The following is a 17,373-nucleotide window of genomic DNA, read 5'->3' as shown; positions in this document are numbered from 1 at the left end:
GCAGCATAAAGCGCGTCGAAGCCTTTTCCATGCTGCTGATTTCCCTCTATTAAGCACTACATTAAGTGACACTTTGCCACTCGATTACTGCGGCAGCGCTCAAGTTAATACTTTAGTATTAGATCAGTGCCTGCCTAGCTAGGCAGCAGCACCTCAAGGGAACATACTGATCATACAAGAGAGCCTATCGATAATGAGCACCGCCATTACCTCGCCCTCCGGCGCTAATACCCATCTCTCGCCATCAGAGTCGTCTGCCTCCACACAAAAAAAGCTATCCACACTGCCGCTGCGCCGCCAACGATGGCTGGGCGTCGTTGTTCTTTGGTTGATTCTGGCGATGATGATCACGATCAACGCTTGGCAAAGCCGCGCGTTGCTGTATGCCGAGCGCGAACAGCGCATGGTCACCGCCGTGGATATTGGCGTATCGACGCTGGCGCATTACCACCAGCTCGCCGAGCAGGGCCAGCTCTCCATGCCGGAAGCGCAGCGTCAGGCCTTCAACACCCTACGCGACGTGCGCTTTGGTGAAGAGGATAACTACCTATTCGCGTTCAATGGCAGTCTGCGTATGCTGGCTCACCCTAGCCGCGACGTAGGAGAGGACATCTCTCAGGTAAAAGACCCTGAGGGCACGCTCATCTTCCAATCCATTCTTGATAACACCCGAGACACTGGCAGCGGCTTTACCGAATACTTCTCTAACTTTGCCCGCGGTGGCGATGCCAAGCCAAAAGTGCGCGCTTACTCAGCCACTTTTACGCCGTGGGATGTCTACGTGGCTAGCGGCGTGTTCGTCGGTGACGTCAGTAGTACCATCATGCGCCAGCTCGTCAAAAGCATCTTGGTAGGCATCGTGGCAGGCGCGCTGGTCACGCTGGCCTTTTGGGGCATGATCTCTCTCATTCTACGCCGACTAGGCGGGGAACCGCGCTATGCCGCAGGCGTGGTATCACGCATCGCGCAAGGCGATTTGACGGCCCCTGTGGCACTTCATCCCAACGACACGAGCAGCCTGCTGTATGACATTTGTCAGATGCGCGACAAACTACACGATGCCATGCAGGAGATTCATGCCACCAGCACGTCCGTAGACCATAACGCAGGCGATATCGCCGCAGGCAATCAAGAGCTTTCATCGCGCACCGAGCAGCAGGCCGCCGCGCTTCAACAGACGTCCTCCAGCATGGAAGAAGTGACCGCCACGGTTCGCCAAACCGCTGACAGCGTCGAGCAGGCGAAAGCACTGGTCAACAGCGCGAATGAAACGTCTCAGGCGGGCCAGAAAGCCATCGGCGATGCAGTAGCGTCCATGAAGGAGATAACAGCCGAAGCGGATAAAATCACCGAGATCGTCACGCTAATCGACAGCATTGCTTTCCAGACCAATATTTTGGCGCTCAACGCCTCGGTCGAGGCCGCCCGCGCGGGTGAGCATGGCCGGGGGTTCGCAGTTGTGGCTGGTGAAGTTCGCCAGCTAGCCAACCGCTCGGCCAACGCGGCGCATGAGATCAAAGGCTTGATCAATACCTCCAACGCTCAGGTCAGCAACGGCGCCAACTTAGTGGATGCCGCCAAACAGCGCATGCAGGAGATCGATCAGCGCATCCAGCGCGTCAACGAGCTGTTTACCGACATCACTACCGCGACCCATGAACAGACGCGCGGCATCGAGCAGATCAACGTCGCCATTGCTCAGCTCGATCAAGCCACCCAGGACAACGCCTCCATGGTTCAGCAAACTGCTCTGTCTGCTCACGACTTGAAGCAGCGCTCCCAGTCGCTCAATAGCGTCGTCGGCCACTTCACCCTGGTGGATTGACCCACCCGCTGCCCAGGCCCTGCGCCTGGGCACGCCCACCCTACGTATCGGCCAACGCAACACACGCGCACACGAAAGCGCCGCAACGAGGCGGTAACAACATTTTCGAAAGGGGATTAAAAAAAGGGGCTATGTAACGAAACAAGAAGGGGTTTGCATGGAGCGGGAAAAGAGATTCGAACTCTCGACCCTCGCCTTGGCAAGGCGATGCTCTACCACTGAGCTATTCCCGCAACGCAAACATGCAACGATGCTTTAGAGTGAGTGGCGTCCCATAGGGGGTTCGAACCCCTGTTCCCGCCGTGAAAGGGCGGTGTCCTAGACCACTAGACGAATGGGACGTGCTGGAGCGGGAAAAGAGATTCGAACTCTCGACCCTCGCCTTGGCAAGGCGATGCTCTACCACTGAGCTATTCCCGCTAAACAGGCTGTCTCACTATTAGCATCTCTGCTATCGGATTGGCGTCCCATAGGGGGTTCGAACCCCTGTTCCCGCCGTGAAAGGGCGGTGTCCTAGACCACTAGACGAATGGGACGTACTGGAGCGGGAAAAGAGATTCGAACTCTCGACCCTCGCCTTGGCAAGGCGATGCTCTACCACTGAGCTATTCCCGCAACTCCGATACCTGAACGATTTAAGTGGCGTCCCATAGGGGGTTCGAACCCCTGTTCCCGCCGTGAAAGGGCGGTGTCCTAGACCACTAGACGAATGGGACGTTTCATTGCCTCGTCGAGGTGGCGCGTATATTACTCAGACCAGGGGTCGAGTGTCAAGCACTCTGATATCAAAACATTAATTGATGGTTAATGAGGCAGTAAGGTGGCTCAAAACAAACGCTGCGCAATTGTAGTGCCTAACAGAGTGTTTACAGCGCGCATACGCATCATATCGGTGCACTTCCCGCTACTGAGTTCATCGACCGTGTAGCCCTCCTGTTCTCTGACAGTAACGACAAACCGCTAAAAATCTTTCATTTACAATAAAATCGATTTTTTGGCACACCCCTTGCAGTCTCATTAACGATCCAACGACGTAACTGCTCCGCGACTCTTCGCTTCCCGACTGCTTGAGGTGCCTTATGTCTTTTACTCGTCGCAAGTTTCTTACCACCGCTGCACTGACCTCCACGGCTGGCTTAGTGCTTGGCGCACCTAGTGTGGCAAGCGCTCAATCCTCCGAGCGCTTCAACTGGCGCATGACCAACGCTTACAGCCCCGGCTCGCCCTTCTATGTCGAAGGCCCCGGCAGCCCTACCGATGTGATTGCCAAGATCAACGCGATGTCCGGCGGGCGTTTGAACATCCAGCACTTCGCAGCGGGTGAATTGATTCCTGCACTGGAAGGGTTCGAAGCCGTGCAGAGCGGCACCATCCAAATGAACGCAGCCAACAGCTACTTCTGGTCGGGCACCACCTTTGCCGCTCAATACTTCACCACCGTGCCCTTCGGCATGAGCTTCATGGGGCATATGGCATGGCTCTACCACGGCGGCGGCTTAGAACTATGGGAAGAAGTCTATGCTCCTTACGGTATGGTCGCCCTACCGCTCAACAACACTGGCGTGCAGATGACTGGCTGGTTCCGCGAGCCCATCGAGGATATCGGACAACTCAACGGTTTACGCATGCGCGTGCCCGGGCTTGCAGGCAAAGTGTATTCGGCACTGGGCGTCGATGCCCGTGTACTGCCCGGCGGTGAAATTTTCCCGGCGCTAGAGCGTGGCGTGATCGACGCCGCTGAGTTCGTTGGCCCGTATCAAGACCGCCGTATGGGGCTGCAAAACGCGGCCAAGTTCTATCACACCACGGGCTGGCATGAACCCTCTACTACCGGCGAGCTGCTCATTTCCAAGCAGCACTGGGACGAACTGCCGGAAGATCTGAAGATGATCGTGAAGAGCGCCTGCATGGCCGCATGTCTTGAGAGTGTCACCTGGTCCGAAGCGGTGAACGGCGAAGCGATGACCGACCTGGTCGATAACCACGGCGTCACCGCCAGCATGCTGCCCGACCCCGTAGTGAATGCCCTGCGCGAAGCCACCATGGATACGCTGGCCACCGAAGCCAACGCCGACCCAATGGTGCGCAAAGTTCACGACAGCTACATGGCCTTCAAGGCCAACCATGACCGCTGGGCAGGCGCCAGCGAACGCGCCTGGTTAAACGACATCATTGGGGTGTGATATGCAAACCGTGGAACGCGTTGTCCACGGGATCGAGGCGGTGGTCCGGCTATTTGGCTGGATCGCCGCTTGGATCTGCGTGGTACTGGTGGCCCTAGTCGCAGGCGATGTGGTGATGCGCTACCTGTTCAGCGTTGGCGCCGTGTGGCTACAAGAGTTGCAGTGGCACTTGATCTCCCCCATTGCGCTATTCGGTATGTCGTACCTTTTGTTCATGGGCGAACAGGTGCGGGTCGATGTGTTTTACGAGCGCTTTCCGGAAGCCTTACAGCGGGTGATCGAAGTGATTGGCGGCTTGCTGCTGCTGGCCATGGGGCTCTATATCGCCTGGTTAACGCTGCCCTGGGTCGAGCAGTCCTATCTTCGGAACGAGGCCTCTCCCAACCCAGGCGGCCTGCCGCTGCGCTGGGTGCTCAAAGCTCTTATCCCCTTCGGGTTTCTTTTATTGGCGCTTCAGGGCTTGGCCCATGCGCTGCGCCAAGGGTTTGCTCTACCAAACCGAGGTGAATAACGCATGTCTCCTAATGAGTGGCTCGCGATCGGCATGATCGTCGCCTTTTTTGTACTGCTGTTAATCGGCATTCCGGTAGCGATCAGTATTGCCGTCACGGCTTTTGTATTTGGCTATCTCGGCTTTGGCCCTATGCTATTTAACCTGCTGCCCTCGCGCATTTACGGCGTGGTGACCAACTACACCTTCATGGCGATACCCCTGTTCGTGTTCATGGGCGTCATGCTGGAGAAATCGAAGCTAGCCGAAGAGCTGATCGATGTGATTGGCCACTTGTTCGGCGGGCTTTCCGGCGGGATGGGCGTGGCGATTATTTTCGTTGGCGTGCTGTTAGGAGCCGCTACCGGTATCGTGGGCGCGACTATCGTCACCCTGGGCCTGCTGACACTGCCCACCCTGCTTCGCAGAGGCTACCCCAAAACCTTGGCCACCGGCATGATTTGCGCCTCAGGCACATTGGGCCAAATCATTCCGCCTAGCTTGGTACTCATTCTATTGGCCGAAATCCTGGGTGAATCGGTGGGCACGATGTTCGCCGCTGCCATGGTTCCCGGGTTAGCGCTAGCGGGTATCTACATCGTGGCGATTTTAGTGGTGGCACAGCTTTATCCCGGCATGATGCCCCCCATCCCGGCAGAAGAGCGCGCTGAGATTAGCAAAAGGCAGTTACTGTACAAGGTGATGACGGTAGTGGGCCCACCCGTTGGTCTGGTGTTTGCAGTACTCGGCTCCATTATTGGCGGCATTGCGGCTCCCACGGAAGCCGCCGCCATGGGCGCGCTAGGGGCGTTGGTGTTCGTTGCCTGCTCGGGACGGTTGACCATATCGCTATTAAGCGACGTGGCCAAAGCCACGCTAGTGATCTCCGCCATGGTCTTTTTTATTTTAATCAGCGCGCAGGTCTTTGGCCTTGCCTTCCGCGGGCTGGGGGGCGAACACTTGGTAGAACGCATGTTTGATTGGGTGCCCGGTGGCGAGTTTGGCGCCCTGCTGTTCATGCTACTACTGATGTTCGTGCTGGGTTTCTTCTTGGAATGGATCGAAATTAGCTATATTGCTCTACCGCTCTTTTTGCCCTTCTTTATACAGATGGGCGTGGATATGGTGTGGCTGGGTATTTTAGTGGGCCTGGTGCTGCAAACATCGTTTCTTACCCCGCCCTTTGGCTGGTCGCTATTTTTCTTGAAAGGCGTCGCGCCCAAAGAGGTGACCACACTGGATATCTACAAAGGGGCGCTACCCTTTATCGGGCTGCAATTTTTAGCCGTGGCGCTAGTGTTTATGTTCCCAAGCATAGCCACGTGGCTACCCGATGCCATTGGCTGGTAACCACAACCAATAACAAAGGACTCTTCAATGCTCCACACCCAACGTAGTTACGGCGGCAGCTGTGTCGCGCCACACCACTTGGCCGCCAGCGCCGGTCGCGATGTTTTGAAACAGGGTGGCAACGCTGTCGAAGCCATGGTCGCAGCAGCAGCGGCCATCGCCGTGGTCTACCCACACATGAACGCCCTGGGGGGCGACGGTTTTTGGTTGATTCACGAGCCCGGCAAATCGCCAGTGGCCATCGACGCTTGCGGCCCCGCTGCACAACTCGCCAACGGCGATTTTTACGCCGGGGAATCGCACATCCCTGAACGCGGCCCCAAAGCCGCGCTTACCATGGCAGGCACGATTAGTGGCTGGCAGGAAGCGCTCAATGTGGCGGCGGGTTGGGGTAACGCGCTGCCGCTGACCACGCTGCTGGCCGACGCCATTCGTCACGCCGATGAAGGGGTGGCCGTTTCGCAAAGCCAGGAAACGCTCACCGCCAAACACCTGGAGCGCTTGCGCCAAAGCCCCGGCTTTAGCGATGCCCTGCTGCTTGACGGCCAAGTCCCCCGCGAAGGCGAGCGCTTGCGGCAGCCCCGCCTGGCGAAGACGTTGAAACGCCTCGCCAGCGCCGGGCTGGAAGACTTCTACCGGGGTGAACTCGCCGCTAGCATGGCGAAGGATCTGGAGGCACTCGGCAGCCCACTACGCTTAGCCGATTTTCACACTTACCGCGCTCAGCAAGTCACACCGCTGCACGTGCGCCTCAACGACGCCACACTGTATAACCTGCCCGCGCCTACTCAAGGCATGGCGTCGCTGATGATTTTGGGCATTTACGAGCGCATTAAAGCCGCCGAGCCCAATGGCTTTGACCACCTGCACGGGTTAATTGAAGCCACCAAACGCGCCTTTATGCTGCGCGACCGCTACGTTACAGACCCACACCGTGTTCCCACGCCGCTGCAGGAGCTTCTCAGCGAAGAGCGCATTGGTGCAGAAGCTGCCGAGATTAATCCTAACCAGGCGCTACCTTGGCCTCACGAGCCTGCGCCCGGCGATACTATTTGGATGGGCACCGTCGACAGCGAAGGCCGCTCGGTGAGCTTTATTCAGAGCATCTACTGGGAATTTGGCAGCGGCGTGGTACTGCCTGAGAGCGGCGTGCTGTGGCAAAACCGCGGCATTAGCTTCTCGCTCGACCCTGACGACTTACGCGGTTTAGCCCCTGGCCGCAAACCCTTCCACACGCTCAACCCCGCGCTGGCACTGTTCAACGATGGGCGCACGATGGTGTACGGCACCATGGGCGGCGAAGGCCAGCCGCAAACCCAGGCGGCGGTGTTCTCCCGCTACGCGCTGCACGGCATGCCGCTGCAGCAAGCCGTCACCGCACCGCGCTGGCTATTGGGGCGCACCTGGGGAGAGTCCAGCACCAACCTGAAGTTAGAAGAGCGCTTTGATGACCGCTTGGTGGCCGCACTTGCCACCGCAGGCCACGACGTAGAAGTACTGCCAGAGGCGTTCAGCGACACCATGGGCCACGCAGGCGGCATCGTGCGCCACCCGGATGGCCTGATCGAGAGCGCCCACGACCCGCGCAGCAACGGGGGAGCGGCTAGCGTGTAAAGGGCCTTCAGCGGGTACTTAACAAGGAGCCTTCAGCGGTTTAGTGTGGAAAGCGACTGGCGGATTTTATCACTTTCGCACATGCTGAACTTGGACAGGCGGCCCATTGTCGTTAGCCTTTCCGCAGTTGCTACGATGCGTGCTAACGCTAATAGGCTAGCCGCCTTAGACAGCCTCTGATAAACGGCAACCAGAGGGAGAGGAGATTCCCATGGCGAAAATTGAAAAATCCCCCGACGAGTGGCGCAAGCAGCTCACGCCCGAGCAGTACCGGGTTGCCCGGGAGAAAGGCACCGAACGACCGTTTACCGGAGATTACCAGGTAAGCGATGCTCAAGGTATTTACCACTGCGTTTGCTGCCACGCGCCACTGTTCGAGAATGAGCATAAGTTCGATGCGGGCTGCGGCTGGCCCAGCTTTGATCGCCCGCTGGGGGCTCGTTGTGTCGAGGAGCACCGCGATACGTCCCACGGCATGATTCGCACCGAAGTGGTCTGCTCGCACTGCGACGCTCATCTGGGCCACGTCTTTCCCGATGGACCTCCTGACACCACCGGTTTGCGCTACTGTATCAACTCCGTCTCGTTGGAGTTCCACCCCGACGAGTAACCTTTGAAAGGAAGCACGGCAAGGCGGGCACCATCTGCTAGAATGGTCGCCCGCTTTTTTTGTGCTTGTAGGAGACCCCCATGCTCGGCTGGTTCCCCGGACATATGAATAAGGCCCGCCGCCAGATCAAGGACGCGCTGCCAGAAATCGATGTGGTCATCGAGGTGCTCGACGCGCGCCTGCCCTACTCCAGCGCCAACCCGATGCTGGCCGAGCTGACTCGCCATAAGCCGGTGCTGAAAATTCTTTCCCGCGCCGACTTGGCCGACCCCGTTCGTACCGACGAGTGGGTGGCCTTTTTTGATGCCCAGGCAGACACCCGCGCTCTGGCGATTACCACCACACAGACCCGCGAGCTCAAGAAGATTCCCAAACTGTGCCACGAGCTGGCCGGTGCGGTGCGCGCCGACCGCGATGTACGCGTGATGGTGATGGGCATCCCTAACGTCGGTAAATCGACGCTGATCAACGGCTTGGCCGGTCGCAAAATTGCCAAAACCGGTAACGAGCCGGCGGTCACCAAGCGCCAGCAAAAAGTGCGCATCGACGGGCGTGTCGCGCTGATCGACACCCCCGGAGTGCTGTGGCCGAAAATCGAAGACCAAGCGAGCGCCTACCGTTTGGCGGCTAGCGGTGCGATTCGCGATACTGCCATCGAGTATACCGACGTGGCCATCGTTGCCTGCGCAGAGCTCGCCAAACGCTACCCCGCCGAGCTCACCGCCCGTTACAAGCTCAAAGCGCTGCCCACCTACGCAGCCCCCGAGTCAGATGACGTAGACGCCGACGGGCCGAAAAGGCCCGATTTCCTGGCGCTGGCCGGGTTCGATGGTCACGCCATTCTCAAAGAGATTGCCGGTAAACGCGGTGGCCTGCGCCCCGGCGGCGAAGTGGATCTTCACCGTGGCGCCGAGGTGCTGCTGCATGAATTGCGCGACGGTAAGCTTGGACGCATCACGCTGGAAACCCCCGCAGACATTCCGCCGCCGCCCGAGCAAAACGACCAAGACAGCCCGGCCCTATCCGACGCATAATGAGCCAACAACAGACACTTCCACGGCAATGGACACTTTTGGATAACGCACCCCATGGACACGCCCCAGCCTAGAGAATCATACCCGCTTAAAAAATCACACAAACTGCACAACGTTTGCTACGACATCCGCGGCCCGGTCCTCGACCACGCCAAGCGCCTGGAAGAGGAAGGCCAGCGGATTTTGAAGCTCAACATTGGCAACCCAGCACCGTTTGGCTTCGAGGCGCCGGAAGAGATTTTGCAGGACGTGATGCGCAACCTGCCCACCGCCCAGGGCTACTGTGATTCCAAAGGCCTCTACTCCGCCCGCAAGGCGATCATGCAGGAGTGTCAGCGTAAGCAGATTCCTGGGGTGGGTATCGAAGATATCTACATTGGTAACGGCGTGTCCGAGCTAATCGTCATGGCCATGCAGGCGCTATTGAATGATGGCGACGAGGTGCTGATTCCCGCGCCGGACTACCCGCTATGGACGGCAGCCGCTCATCTCTCCGGCGGCCATGGCGTGCATTATCTGTGCGACGAGCAGGCCGACTGGGCACCGGATATCGCCGATATTCGCGCCAAAGTCACCAGCCGCACCCGTGCTATCGTGGTCATCAACCCCAATAACCCCACCGGGGCGGTCTACCCCCCGGAAGTGGTCAGGGAAGTGCTCGATATCGCCCAAGAACACAACTTGGTGGTGTTCTCCGATGAGATCTACGACAAGATCCTCTACGACGGGGTCGAGCACACCGCCACTGGCGCACTGGCCGACGATGACCAGCTCGTGATCACCATGAATGGCCTGTCGAAAAGCTACCGCTGCGCCGGCTTTCGCTCTGGCTGGATGACGATCTCTGGCACCCTAGCGAAGCAGCGGGCGAAGGACTTCATTCAGGGCCTGACCATGCTGGCCTCGATGCGGCTATGCGCCAATGTACCCGCCCAGCACGCTATTCAAACGGCGCTTGGCGGGTATCAGTCGATCAACGACCTGATTCTGCCGGGCGGGCGATTGCTGGCCCAACGCGACATTACCGTCGAGAAGCTCAACGCGATTCCCGGGGTCACCTGCGTGACGCCCAAAGGCGCACTCTACGCCTTTCCGCGCTTGGACCCTCAGGTATTCAATATCAAAGATGACCAGCAGCTGGTGCTGGATTTGCTTCTGCAAGAGAAAATACTGCTGGTGCAAGGTACTGCCTTCAACTGGCCAGACCCCGACCACGTGCGTATCGTGACGCTGCCCTGGGCCGACCAGCTCGGCGACGCGCTCGACCGCTTTGCCAATTTCTTGTCCCGCTATCGCCAAACGTGATCGACACGCTACCAGCGACTTGAAACTGACATGAAATGCACGTATCTAAGCCATCATTCCATTAACGCTTGTTATGACCTTGAGGGAGATCGTCACCCATGATGCGAATCGTGCTGTTTTTAGCCACCAACTTAGCGGTGTTGCTGGTCGCCAGCCTGACGCTAAGGCTGTTTGGCGTTGAGAGCTATCTCAACAGCCAGGGCATTAACTTTACCAGCCTGCTGATCTTCTGCTTTGTGTTCGGTATGGCCGGTTCACTGGTCTCGCTGTTCATCTCTAAATGGATGGCGAAACGCTCGACCGGCACGGTGATCATCGAAAATCCGTCGAACGCCACCGAGCAATGGCTGGTGGATACCGTGGCCGAGCTTTCCCGTGAAGCGGGTATCAAAACCCCAGAGGTGGGCATTTTCCCCGCCCAACAGTCCAACGCCTTTGCCACTGGCTGGAATAAAAACGATGCCCTAGTGGCGGTATCGGCGGGCTTGCTCAACCGTATGCGCCCAGAGGAGGTGCGCGCGGTGCTTGCCCACGAAATTGGCCACGTTGCTAACGGCGACATGGTGACACTAGCGCTGATTCAAGGCGTGGTGAATACCTTCGTCATGTTCTTCGCTCGTATCGTCGCCCACTTGGTCGATAGCTTCCTGAAAAGCCGCAGCGATGGCGAAGGTGGCCTGGGCTTTATGGGTTACTTCGCCGTGGTGATGGTGGCCGAAATCGTCTTTGGTATCGTCGCCTCCGCCATCGTAGCCTGGTTCTCCCGCTACCGTGAGTACCGTGCCGACGAAGCGGGTGCCCGCCTGGCAGGCACTGGGGCGATGGTCAACGCCCTGGCACGTTTGAAGGCCGAAACCGAAATGCCCGACCAAATGCCGGATACCCTGCGCGCCATGGCGATCACCAAAGGCCAGACCCGCTCGCTGGTCGAGCAGCTCTTCGCCAGCCACCCGCCGCTGGATGACCGTATTCGTGCCCTGAAAGAAGCGGCTTACCGCCAGTAAGCGACAAACCGCGCGATAAAAGATGCCAAGGCCCGCCAATGCGGGCCTTGTTAATTTAGGCAATCCAAAAACCCGCCGCCTGAAGCGATGGCTGCAATGACACCGCGTCGTTCTCCAAGTGAACGGTCAGCGTGCCAAATTCGCGACGTAGCGGATAGTTGGCGCGGCAGCTATCAAAGCCTTTGGCAATGCCCTGATGCACCACTTGACGCTGCAACGCATCGTGGTCGCGGCGTACGTCATACACGGCCCGCGCACATAGCCGAAGCGCCTCTTCCACAGGCAGTGCCTCCTGCAGCGTGAGCGTAGCGAGTGCTGGCGGTGGGCAGAGCGCGCTAAACGGCATGTCGCTGGGCAGGCCTAACTGCGCTGCCAACGCCTGCTGAATCATCCATGTGCCGCGCAGCTTGCCATCCAGGCTATGCCCGGCAATATGCGGTGTCGCTAAAGCAACCAAGTCACGTAGCCCCGCATCGATACCAGGCTCGTCTTCCCAAACGTCCAGTATGGCCGTGATATCGCCCTTCCCTGCCATACGGCTGCGCAACGCTAAACCATCCAGGCAGTCACCGCGTCCAGCGTTCAACAGCAGCGTACCCGGGGCAAGCTCGTCGATACGCTGGGCACTCAGCATCTGATAAGTGGCGTGAGGACCCGCCTTCACCAGCGGGGTGTGCAGGCAGATGACGTCACACTCCTCGATGAGCGTATCGAGGGAGACGAAACCGCTCGCGCCCTCTTGTTCCGCCCTGGGGGGGTCACACACCCGTACCGCCACGCCAAGTGCCTGCAAGCGGCGCTGTAAGCGACTACCCACGTTGCCTGCGCCAACGATGCCCACGGTTCGTTTCAGCAGCGGCCAGCCTTCTCGCTCGCCCACCGTCAGTAAGCTGCTCAGCACATAGTCCACCACCGCGTCCGCATTGCATCCCGGCGCGCTGGCAAAGCCAATTCCACGCTCTTTGAGATAGTCGAGATCGATATGGTCAGTACCAATGGTACAGGTACCCACAAAACGCACCGCGCTGTTGGCCAGCAGTGTGCGGTTCACCTGAGTGATCGAGCGCACGATCAGCGCATCGGCGTCCTGCACGTCTGCCGCACAGATCTCGCGGCCTGGCAGACGGTGCAGCGTCCCCATGCCTGCAAAACAGGCGTCGGCAGCGGGGATATTAGCGTCGATAACAAGTTTCATAGGCGTTTTGGTATCCGGGCTTTACAATACGCCCGCAATGGCTTGCTGTGCAGGCGTGATCAAGCAGTGGTTAAGGAGATGGGTGTGATCGTACGCTGGGAAACCGACCATGACTATGTGTTGGTGCATATTCACCAGGATATGTTCGGCGACTGGATTTTCAGCCGCGCCTGGGGGCAAATCGGCACCCAGTTTGGCGGATTGAAACACCAGTTAGCGGACACTCTGGAGCAAGCAGAGATGTGGCTGGAGGATGAAACGACGATTCAATCCTCACGCGGGTTCCGCAAAGTGCTTGAAGCCGCCGACCATACGCCAGAAGGCCAAGAAGCGATGCGTCAGCTATCGCTTTTGGATGCCCTCTGACGCATCACCTGTTAAACGGACTCGCCCGTTTCGTTAGCCTAAGAAGCGCCGCCCGTTGCGCTGATGCGCCCCCACGGGGGGCGCGTGTTCTGGCGGCGCGGTGAGTGCGGCCAGCGCCGTCTCATCCAGCCAGCCCCGCTCGCTCAACCAGTGGCTCAAACGCGCCACGTCGAAGCCGCGATCCAACTCGACCCCGTCGTCATCGACCAGCACCGGGATCCGCGTGCCGTAACGCTCCACTAGAGCGTCGTCGTCGCTGATCTCGATGTGGTGCAGCCTCACCTCTTGGTTGGCCAGGGTTGCCACCAGCACCTCCAATTGGGCGCATAGATGGCAGCCTAGCGTGGTGTAAATCGATAGTTCAATCATCGCCTTGCCCTTTATCGGCAAAGGGGGCGTGACGCAGCAAAAATACGTGATGCAAGTTGGTGCGCCGCTGAAAATCCGGATCGAAGGTGCGCGCAGTGATCTCCTCGACGGCGTAGCGCTCGCTCAGTGCTTCGTCGAGCTTGAAGCGGCGCTGATTGTTGGAGAACACCAGCGTACCGCCGGGGGCCAGGCGCGCCATGGCGAGCTCCACCAAGCGCGGGTGGTCGCGCTGCACATCGAGCGTGTCGCGCATCTTTTTCGAATTCGAGAAGGTCGGCGGATCCATGAAAATCAGATCGAACTGCGCGTTGGCGGTTTCCAGCCAGCGGAAGCAGTCATCCCGCACCACGCGGTGCAGCCTGGGGTCGAGCTGGTTGAGCGCAAAGTTGTCCCGGGCCCACTCCAGGTAGGTGTTGGACATGTCCACGCTAACGCTGTCGCTGGCCCCGCCTAGCGCGGCCTGCACGGTGGCCGTCGCGGTGTAACAGAACAGGTTGAGAAAGCGCTTGCCGCTGGCCATCTCGCCCAGCATTCGGCGTACCGGCCGGTGGTCCAGAAACAGACCGGTATCCAGGTAATCCCGCAGGTTGACCCATAGCCTTGCGCTGCCCTCCCGCACTTCAAAACGCTCGCCGCTGGCATCGCGCTTTTGGTACTGGGCCGCACCGGTTTGCCGCTCGCGGCGCTTGACGTAAATCTTGCTGGGATCGACCCCCAACGCCTCGGGCAGCACGTCCAGCGCATCAAACAGCCGTTTTTGTGCCTGAGAAGGGTTCACGGAACTCGGTGCCGCATACTCCTGAACGTGCACGCGGTCGCCGTAGCGATCCACTGCCAGCGCGTACTCCGGCATATCGGCATCGTAAAGGCGATAGCAGGTTTCACCACTCTGCTTCAGCCATTTTTTCAGACGTTTTTGATTTTTTGCCAGACGGTTGGCAAACATCTTTGCATTTTCCGACACCGTCGATGTTGTCGTACGGCTTGCCTGGGGCACTACGCCCGCGTCTGTCGGCTCACCGCTCTGCTTAGGCGCAGGGCGGGCGCTGGCAATCTCCATGAGCAGCAGCTTGGCATCCAGCGCGCCGTTTTTTAGCGCGTACTGTTTGTGGGCGCGCAGCCCAAGGCGGTGGCCGAGATCCGGATTACCGGTAAACAGCGCCAGCGTCCAGCCAGGAAACAGCGCCTTGGCTTTTTCACCGAGCTGAGCATAAAGCCGCACCAGTTCCGGCAGCTCGCCCAGGCGCTCGCCGTAGGGCGGGTTGGTGATCAATAGCCCCTGCTCGGCGGTCAGCGTCTCCGGCCGATGTAGTTGGGCGAGACTCTGGCCGTGGAGCGTGATCAGCGCAGGAATGCCCGCCCGCATGGCGTTAGATTTCGCGGCGGTCAGTGCTGCCGGGCTTTGATCAAAGCCCATCAGTTCGGTTTTGCAACGTTTGCGTCCAATCGAGGCGCGTGCTTCGGCTTCGCGTTTTAATTCACTCCACACAGCGTCTTGATGGCCTGCCCAGCCGTGAAAACCAAACCGCTCGCGGTTCAAGTTAGGGGCTTGGTCAGCCGCCATCAGCGCCGCTTCGATCAGCAGCGTTCCTGCTCCACATAGCGGATCGATCAATGGCTCGCCCGCTTTGGCCCGTTCCGGCCAGCCTGCGCGCACCAGCAGCGCTGCCGCCAAATTCTCTTTGAGCGGCGCGTGCCCGACATCGCGGCGGTAGCCACGGCGGTGGAGACTATCACCGGAGAGATCGATTCCCAGGCTTAAGTTGGCCCGGTGCAGGTGGGCGTAAATGCGCAGGTCAGGCGCTTTGGTGTCCACGTTGGGCCGCTCTCGACCGCCTAACTGCAGCGCGTCCACCACGCCATCTTTCACCGTCTGTGCGCCGAAGCGCGTGTGGCGAATATGGTCGCTGCGGCCATGAAAATCCACCGCCAAGGTCTTGCCGGGGGCAAGATGCTGGCTCCAGGCGATGCGTGCGACCACATTGCGTACCTGCTCGGCGGTCTCGACCAGAGACTCCCGCGCCAGTAGCAAAATCACACGGTTCGCTAGGCGAGACCATAAACAGACCCGGTAGGCCGTGGCTTGGTCGGCAGAAAAATAGACCCCCGCCACGGTGGTTTTACCCGGTTCGGCGCCCAGGGCCGTCAGTTCATCCGCCAGCAGGCCTTCGATGCCTTTGGGGCAGGTCGCTAGTAGGTTGAGAGGGGCAGTTTGGCTCAGCTCGGTCATGATGATCGCCGCGCGTCACCGCGCGATATTCCTGTATATGGCAAATGAATGTATGTCTTATGACAATTTGATGGTCGACAAGTGACCCCATCATGGTCTAACAATAAGAGGGTAGCTACTAAAAACGCATGCGTTGCTTGTCAGGGTCTTTATCGTGTCTGTTTCTAAACGCCGGTAATGATCCTTGGCTTGTCTGAGCTTGCCGCTTCTTCCGTTCAGCACGTGAGTGCTAGGCATTAGCGCTGAGGCAGCAGCTCACTCTTGAACTTGAAGTCACTTCTCGAAGTGGTGTTGGCAATCTGGGTAAAGCACGCCTATGGGCCTGTTGTTACTACGTTGCCTTGTGACCTGCTTCTTATCAAAGGCTTTCATGCAAAGAGGTTAGCCAATGAAACGACAAAAACGTGATCGCTTCCAACGGGCTTATGTTCACGGCTACAAAGCGGGCATCATGGGTCGCTCCCGTGATGATTGCCCCAGTCAAGATGTCAATTTACGCGAATATTGGATGAGCGGTTGGCGTGAAGGTCGTGGTGACCAGTGGGACGGAATGATCGGCGTCTCCGGTATTCATAAAAACCCCATGGTCATGACCTAATTTATTTACCTTTTACTCAAACATTAGGAGACGGAGCCCGCTGCAAAGCGGGCTTTTTATCGCCTATCTGCGGCTTTTTCAACCGATTTGCTTGAGCGCCTCGGCACACTGCTTCACTAGCCCAGGCCCTTGGTAGATCAATCCCGAATAGAGCTGCACAAGATCCGCACCGGCCGCCATTTTCGCCCGGGCCGCTTCACCACTATCGATGCCACCCACGCCAATGATCGGCAGCGTCGGCAGGTGCTTGCGCAGTAGACGAATGACCGTATTGGACGCCTCGAACACCGGCTTACCGGAGAGCCCGCCGGCTTCTTGTGCTTGCGGGTCGTTCTGCACGGCCTCCCGGGAGACGGTGGTATTGGTCGCAATCACGCCGTCCAGCTCGTTGCGTGCGATACTGCCAGCCACCAGCGCGACCTCCTCTTCGCTCATGTCTGGTGCGATTTTCACCAGCAGAGGCACCCTGCGACCTGCCTGAGCATCCAACTCGCGGCTTTTGGCGCGAATCGGCCCCAACAGGGCATCTAGCTGTTCGCCAAACTGCAGCGTGCGTAGCCCCGGTGTATTGGGCGACGAGATATTCACCGCTATGTAGTCCGCCGCGCCATGTACCGCATCGAGGCATAATAGGTAGTCATCCAGGGCGTTCTCAACCGACGTGGTCAAATTCTTACCGATATTGATGCCGACGATGCCGTTGTAGTGACGTTTTTTGACCTGCGCGACGAGATGTGCCACCCCTTTGTTGTTGAACCCGAAGCGGTTGATGATCGCCTCGTGGTCGGCCAATCGAAAGAGACGCGGTTTTGGATTTCCCGGCTGCGCCTTGGGTGTTACGGTGCCGACCTCCACAAAGCCAAATCCTAGCTCGCCCAGCGCATCCAAGTGGTCGGCGTTTTTATCCAGCCCGGCCGCCAGCCCAATACGGTTAGGGAAACGCAGCCCCATGAGTTCGACCGGGTCGCTCACCGGCTTGCCATACAGTCGCTGAATACCGCCCACTTTGTGCAACGCGTCGAGCGCGTTCAGCGCCATGCCATGGGTGGTTTCGGGATCCAAGCGAAACAGCAGCGAGCGGGCAATGGGGTACATCGGTAAGACTCTCCTAATCGGTGGGCGACGTGCGGGGCGGGCGCAGTATAGCGCACATCGCCCAGGCTTCGCAGGATGAAAAAAGCCGCGTCCTGGTCCCCCAGG

General features: G+C 58.8%; 15 protein-coding genes and 6 tRNA genes. 11 read left to right on the top strand and 10 right to left on the bottom strand.

Going from position 1 to position 17,373, the window contains the following annotated elements:
* Positions 1-193: 193 nt before the first annotated feature.
* The gene (locus tag FRH_RS11385) at positions 194-1,825 is read left to right on the top strand and encodes a methyl-accepting chemotaxis protein (protein ID WP_139525497.1); all 1,632 of its coding nucleotides are present in this window, start codon (positions 194-196) and stop codon (positions 1,823-1,825) included.
* Positions 1,826-1,983: 158 nt separating this feature from the next.
* Here the strand turns inward: FRH_RS11385 and FRH_RS11380 are convergent.
* From FRH_RS11380 to FRH_RS11355, 6 genes are all read right to left on the bottom strand, one after another.
* Positions 1,984-2,058, bottom strand: a tRNA-Gly gene (locus FRH_RS11380).
* 32 nt (positions 2,059-2,090) lie between these two features.
* A tRNA-Glu gene (locus FRH_RS11375) sits at positions 2,091-2,166 on the bottom strand.
* 4 nt (positions 2,167-2,170) lie between these two features.
* Positions 2,171-2,245: transfer RNA gene (locus tag FRH_RS11370), tRNA-Gly, on the bottom strand.
* A 40-nt stretch (positions 2,246-2,285) separates the two neighbouring features.
* Positions 2,286-2,361, bottom strand: a tRNA-Glu gene (locus FRH_RS11365).
* 4 nt (positions 2,362-2,365) lie between these two features.
* Positions 2,366-2,440 (bottom strand) — tRNA-Gly (locus tag FRH_RS11360).
* Positions 2,441-2,465: 25 nt separating this feature from the next.
* Positions 2,466-2,541: transfer RNA gene (locus tag FRH_RS11355), tRNA-Glu, on the bottom strand.
* A 363-nt stretch (positions 2,542-2,904) separates the two neighbouring features.
* Here FRH_RS11355 and dctP point away from each other — a divergent pair.
* The 8 genes from dctP to htpX all read left to right on the top strand — a co-directional run bounded on the left by dctP (position 2,905) and on the right by htpX (position 11,415).
* The gene (gene dctP, locus FRH_RS11350) at positions 2,905-4,008 is read left to right on the top strand and encodes a TRAP transporter substrate-binding protein DctP (protein ID WP_139525496.1); all 1,104 of its coding nucleotides are present in this window, start codon (positions 2,905-2,907) and stop codon (positions 4,006-4,008) included.
* Between the two features lies 1 nt (position 4,009).
* On the top strand, positions 4,010-4,519 hold the full coding sequence (locus FRH_RS11345) for a TRAP transporter small permease subunit (protein WP_139525495.1): 510 nt from the start codon (positions 4,010-4,012) through the stop codon (positions 4,517-4,519).
* A 3-nt stretch (positions 4,520-4,522) separates the two neighbouring features.
* A complete protein-coding gene (locus FRH_RS11340; protein WP_139525494.1) occupies positions 4,523-5,848 on the top strand; it encodes a TRAP transporter large permease subunit in 1,326 nt (441 codons plus the stop codon).
* 27 nt (positions 5,849-5,875) lie between these two features.
* Positions 5,876-7,462: a gamma-glutamyltransferase family protein gene (locus FRH_RS11335; RefSeq protein ID WP_139525493.1), complete on the top strand. Its 1,587-nt coding sequence runs from the start codon at positions 5,876-5,878 to the stop codon at positions 7,460-7,462.
* Between the two features lie 211 nt (positions 7,463-7,673).
* A complete protein-coding gene (msrB, locus tag FRH_RS11330) occupies positions 7,674-8,072 on the top strand; it encodes a peptide-methionine (R)-S-oxide reductase MsrB (protein WP_139525492.1) in 399 nt (132 codons plus the stop codon).
* Positions 8,073-8,152: 80 nt separating this feature from the next.
* Complete coding sequence (gene ylqF, locus FRH_RS11325; protein WP_139525491.1) at positions 8,153-9,106, top strand: ribosome biogenesis GTPase YlqF; 954 nt, start codon at positions 8,153-8,155, stop codon at positions 9,104-9,106.
* A gap of 54 nt (positions 9,107-9,160) precedes the next feature.
* Positions 9,161-10,411 (top strand): pyridoxal phosphate-dependent aminotransferase, encoded by a 1,251-nt coding sequence (locus tag FRH_RS11320; protein ID WP_139525490.1) that lies wholly within the window; start codon positions 9,161-9,163, stop codon positions 10,409-10,411.
* A 98-nt stretch (positions 10,412-10,509) separates the two neighbouring features.
* A complete protein-coding gene (gene htpX / locus FRH_RS11315; RefSeq protein WP_139525489.1) occupies positions 10,510-11,415 on the top strand; it encodes a protease HtpX in 906 nt (301 codons plus the stop codon).
* A 55-nt stretch (positions 11,416-11,470) separates the two neighbouring features.
* On the opposite strand, the gene pdxB is transcribed toward htpX, so the two are convergent.
* Positions 11,471-12,610, bottom strand: a complete 1,140-nt coding sequence (pdxB, locus tag FRH_RS11310; RefSeq protein WP_139525488.1) for a 4-phosphoerythronate dehydrogenase PdxB — start codon at positions 12,608-12,610, stop codon at positions 11,471-11,473.
* 84 nt (positions 12,611-12,694) lie between these two features.
* Here pdxB and FRH_RS11305 point away from each other — a divergent pair, with 84 nt between their 5' ends.
* The gene (locus FRH_RS11305; protein ID WP_139525487.1) at positions 12,695-12,976 is read left to right on the top strand and encodes a hypothetical protein; all 282 of its coding nucleotides are present in this window, start codon (positions 12,695-12,697) and stop codon (positions 12,974-12,976) included.
* Positions 12,977-13,009: 33 nt separating this feature from the next.
* Here the strand turns inward: FRH_RS11305 and FRH_RS11300 are convergent, their stop codons facing one another.
* Positions 13,010-13,345 carry a glutaredoxin family protein gene (locus FRH_RS11300; RefSeq protein ID WP_139525486.1) on the bottom strand — a complete coding sequence of 112 codons (336 nt, stop codon included), beginning with the start codon at positions 13,343-13,345 and terminating at the stop codon, positions 13,010-13,012.
* Positions 13,338-15,575, bottom strand: a complete 2,238-nt coding sequence (gene rlmKL, locus FRH_RS11295; protein ID WP_139525485.1) for a bifunctional 23S rRNA (guanine(2069)-N(7))-methyltransferase RlmK/23S rRNA (guanine(2445)-N(2))-methyltransferase RlmL — start codon at positions 15,573-15,575, stop codon at positions 13,338-13,340. The genes FRH_RS11300 and rlmKL overlap by 8 nt, the downstream gene beginning before the upstream one ends.
* Before the next feature lie 388 nt (positions 15,576-15,963).
* On the opposite strand from rlmKL, the gene rmf reads away from it, so the two are divergent.
* Entirely contained in the window at positions 15,964-16,173 is a 210-nt protein-coding gene (rmf, locus tag FRH_RS11290; protein ID WP_139525484.1) for a ribosome modulation factor, read from the top strand.
* 78 nt (positions 16,174-16,251) lie between these two features.
* Here rmf and FRH_RS11285 read toward each other — a convergent pair whose 3' ends face one another.
* Positions 16,252-17,268: a quinone-dependent dihydroorotate dehydrogenase gene (locus FRH_RS11285; RefSeq protein WP_139525483.1), complete on the bottom strand. Its 1,017-nt coding sequence runs from the start codon at positions 17,266-17,268 to the stop codon at positions 16,252-16,254.
* Positions 17,269-17,373: the final 105 nt, after the last annotated feature.

The organism is Halomonas sp. A020 (genome assembly GCF_027943625.1).
Taxonomy (GTDB): Bacteria; Pseudomonadota; Gammaproteobacteria; order Pseudomonadales; family Halomonadaceae; genus Vreelandella; species Vreelandella piezotolerans.
Note: the sequence above shows the minus strand (reverse complement) of the source record. Positions and strands in the feature narration are given on the sequence as shown.

Bases quoted from the DNA above. Each gene is read 5' to 3' on its own strand.
- pdxB (WP_139525488.1), bottom strand. From the start codon at position 12,610: ATGAAACTTGTTATCGACGCTAATATCCCCGCTGCCGACGCCTGTTTT.
- htpX (WP_139525489.1), top strand. From the start codon at position 10,510: ATGATGCGAATCGTGCTGTTTTTAGCCACCAACTTAGCGGTGTTGCTG.
- ylqF (WP_139525491.1), top strand. From the start codon at position 8,153: ATGCTCGGCTGGTTCCCCGGACATATGAATAAGGCCCGCCGCCAGATC.
- rlmKL (WP_139525485.1), bottom strand. From the start codon at position 15,575: ATGACCGAGCTGAGCCAAACTGCCCCTCTCAACCTACTAGCGACCTGC.
- FRH_RS11345 (WP_139525495.1), top strand. From the start codon at position 4,010: ATGCAAACCGTGGAACGCGTTGTCCACGGGATCGAGGCGGTGGTCCGG.
- FRH_RS11300 (WP_139525486.1), bottom strand. From the start codon at position 13,345: ATGATTGAACTATCGATTTACACCACGCTAGGCTGCCATCTATGCGCC.
- FRH_RS11285 (WP_139525483.1), bottom strand. From the start codon at position 17,268: ATGTACCCCATTGCCCGCTCGCTGCTGTTTCGCTTGGATCCCGAAACC.
- dctP (WP_139525496.1), top strand. From the start codon at position 2,905: ATGTCTTTTACTCGTCGCAAGTTTCTTACCACCGCTGCACTGACCTCC.
- FRH_RS11385 (WP_139525497.1), top strand. From the start codon at position 194: ATGAGCACCGCCATTACCTCGCCCTCCGGCGCTAATACCCATCTCTCG.
- FRH_RS11340 (WP_139525494.1), top strand. From the start codon at position 4,523: ATGTCTCCTAATGAGTGGCTCGCGATCGGCATGATCGTCGCCTTTTTT.
- FRH_RS11320 (WP_139525490.1), top strand. From the start codon at position 9,161: ATGGACACGCCCCAGCCTAGAGAATCATACCCGCTTAAAAAATCACAC.
- rmf (WP_139525484.1), top strand. From the start codon at position 15,964: ATGAAACGACAAAAACGTGATCGCTTCCAACGGGCTTATGTTCACGGC.
- msrB (WP_139525492.1), top strand. From the start codon at position 7,674: ATGGCGAAAATTGAAAAATCCCCCGACGAGTGGCGCAAGCAGCTCACG.
- FRH_RS11335 (WP_139525493.1), top strand. From the start codon at position 5,876: ATGCTCCACACCCAACGTAGTTACGGCGGCAGCTGTGTCGCGCCACAC.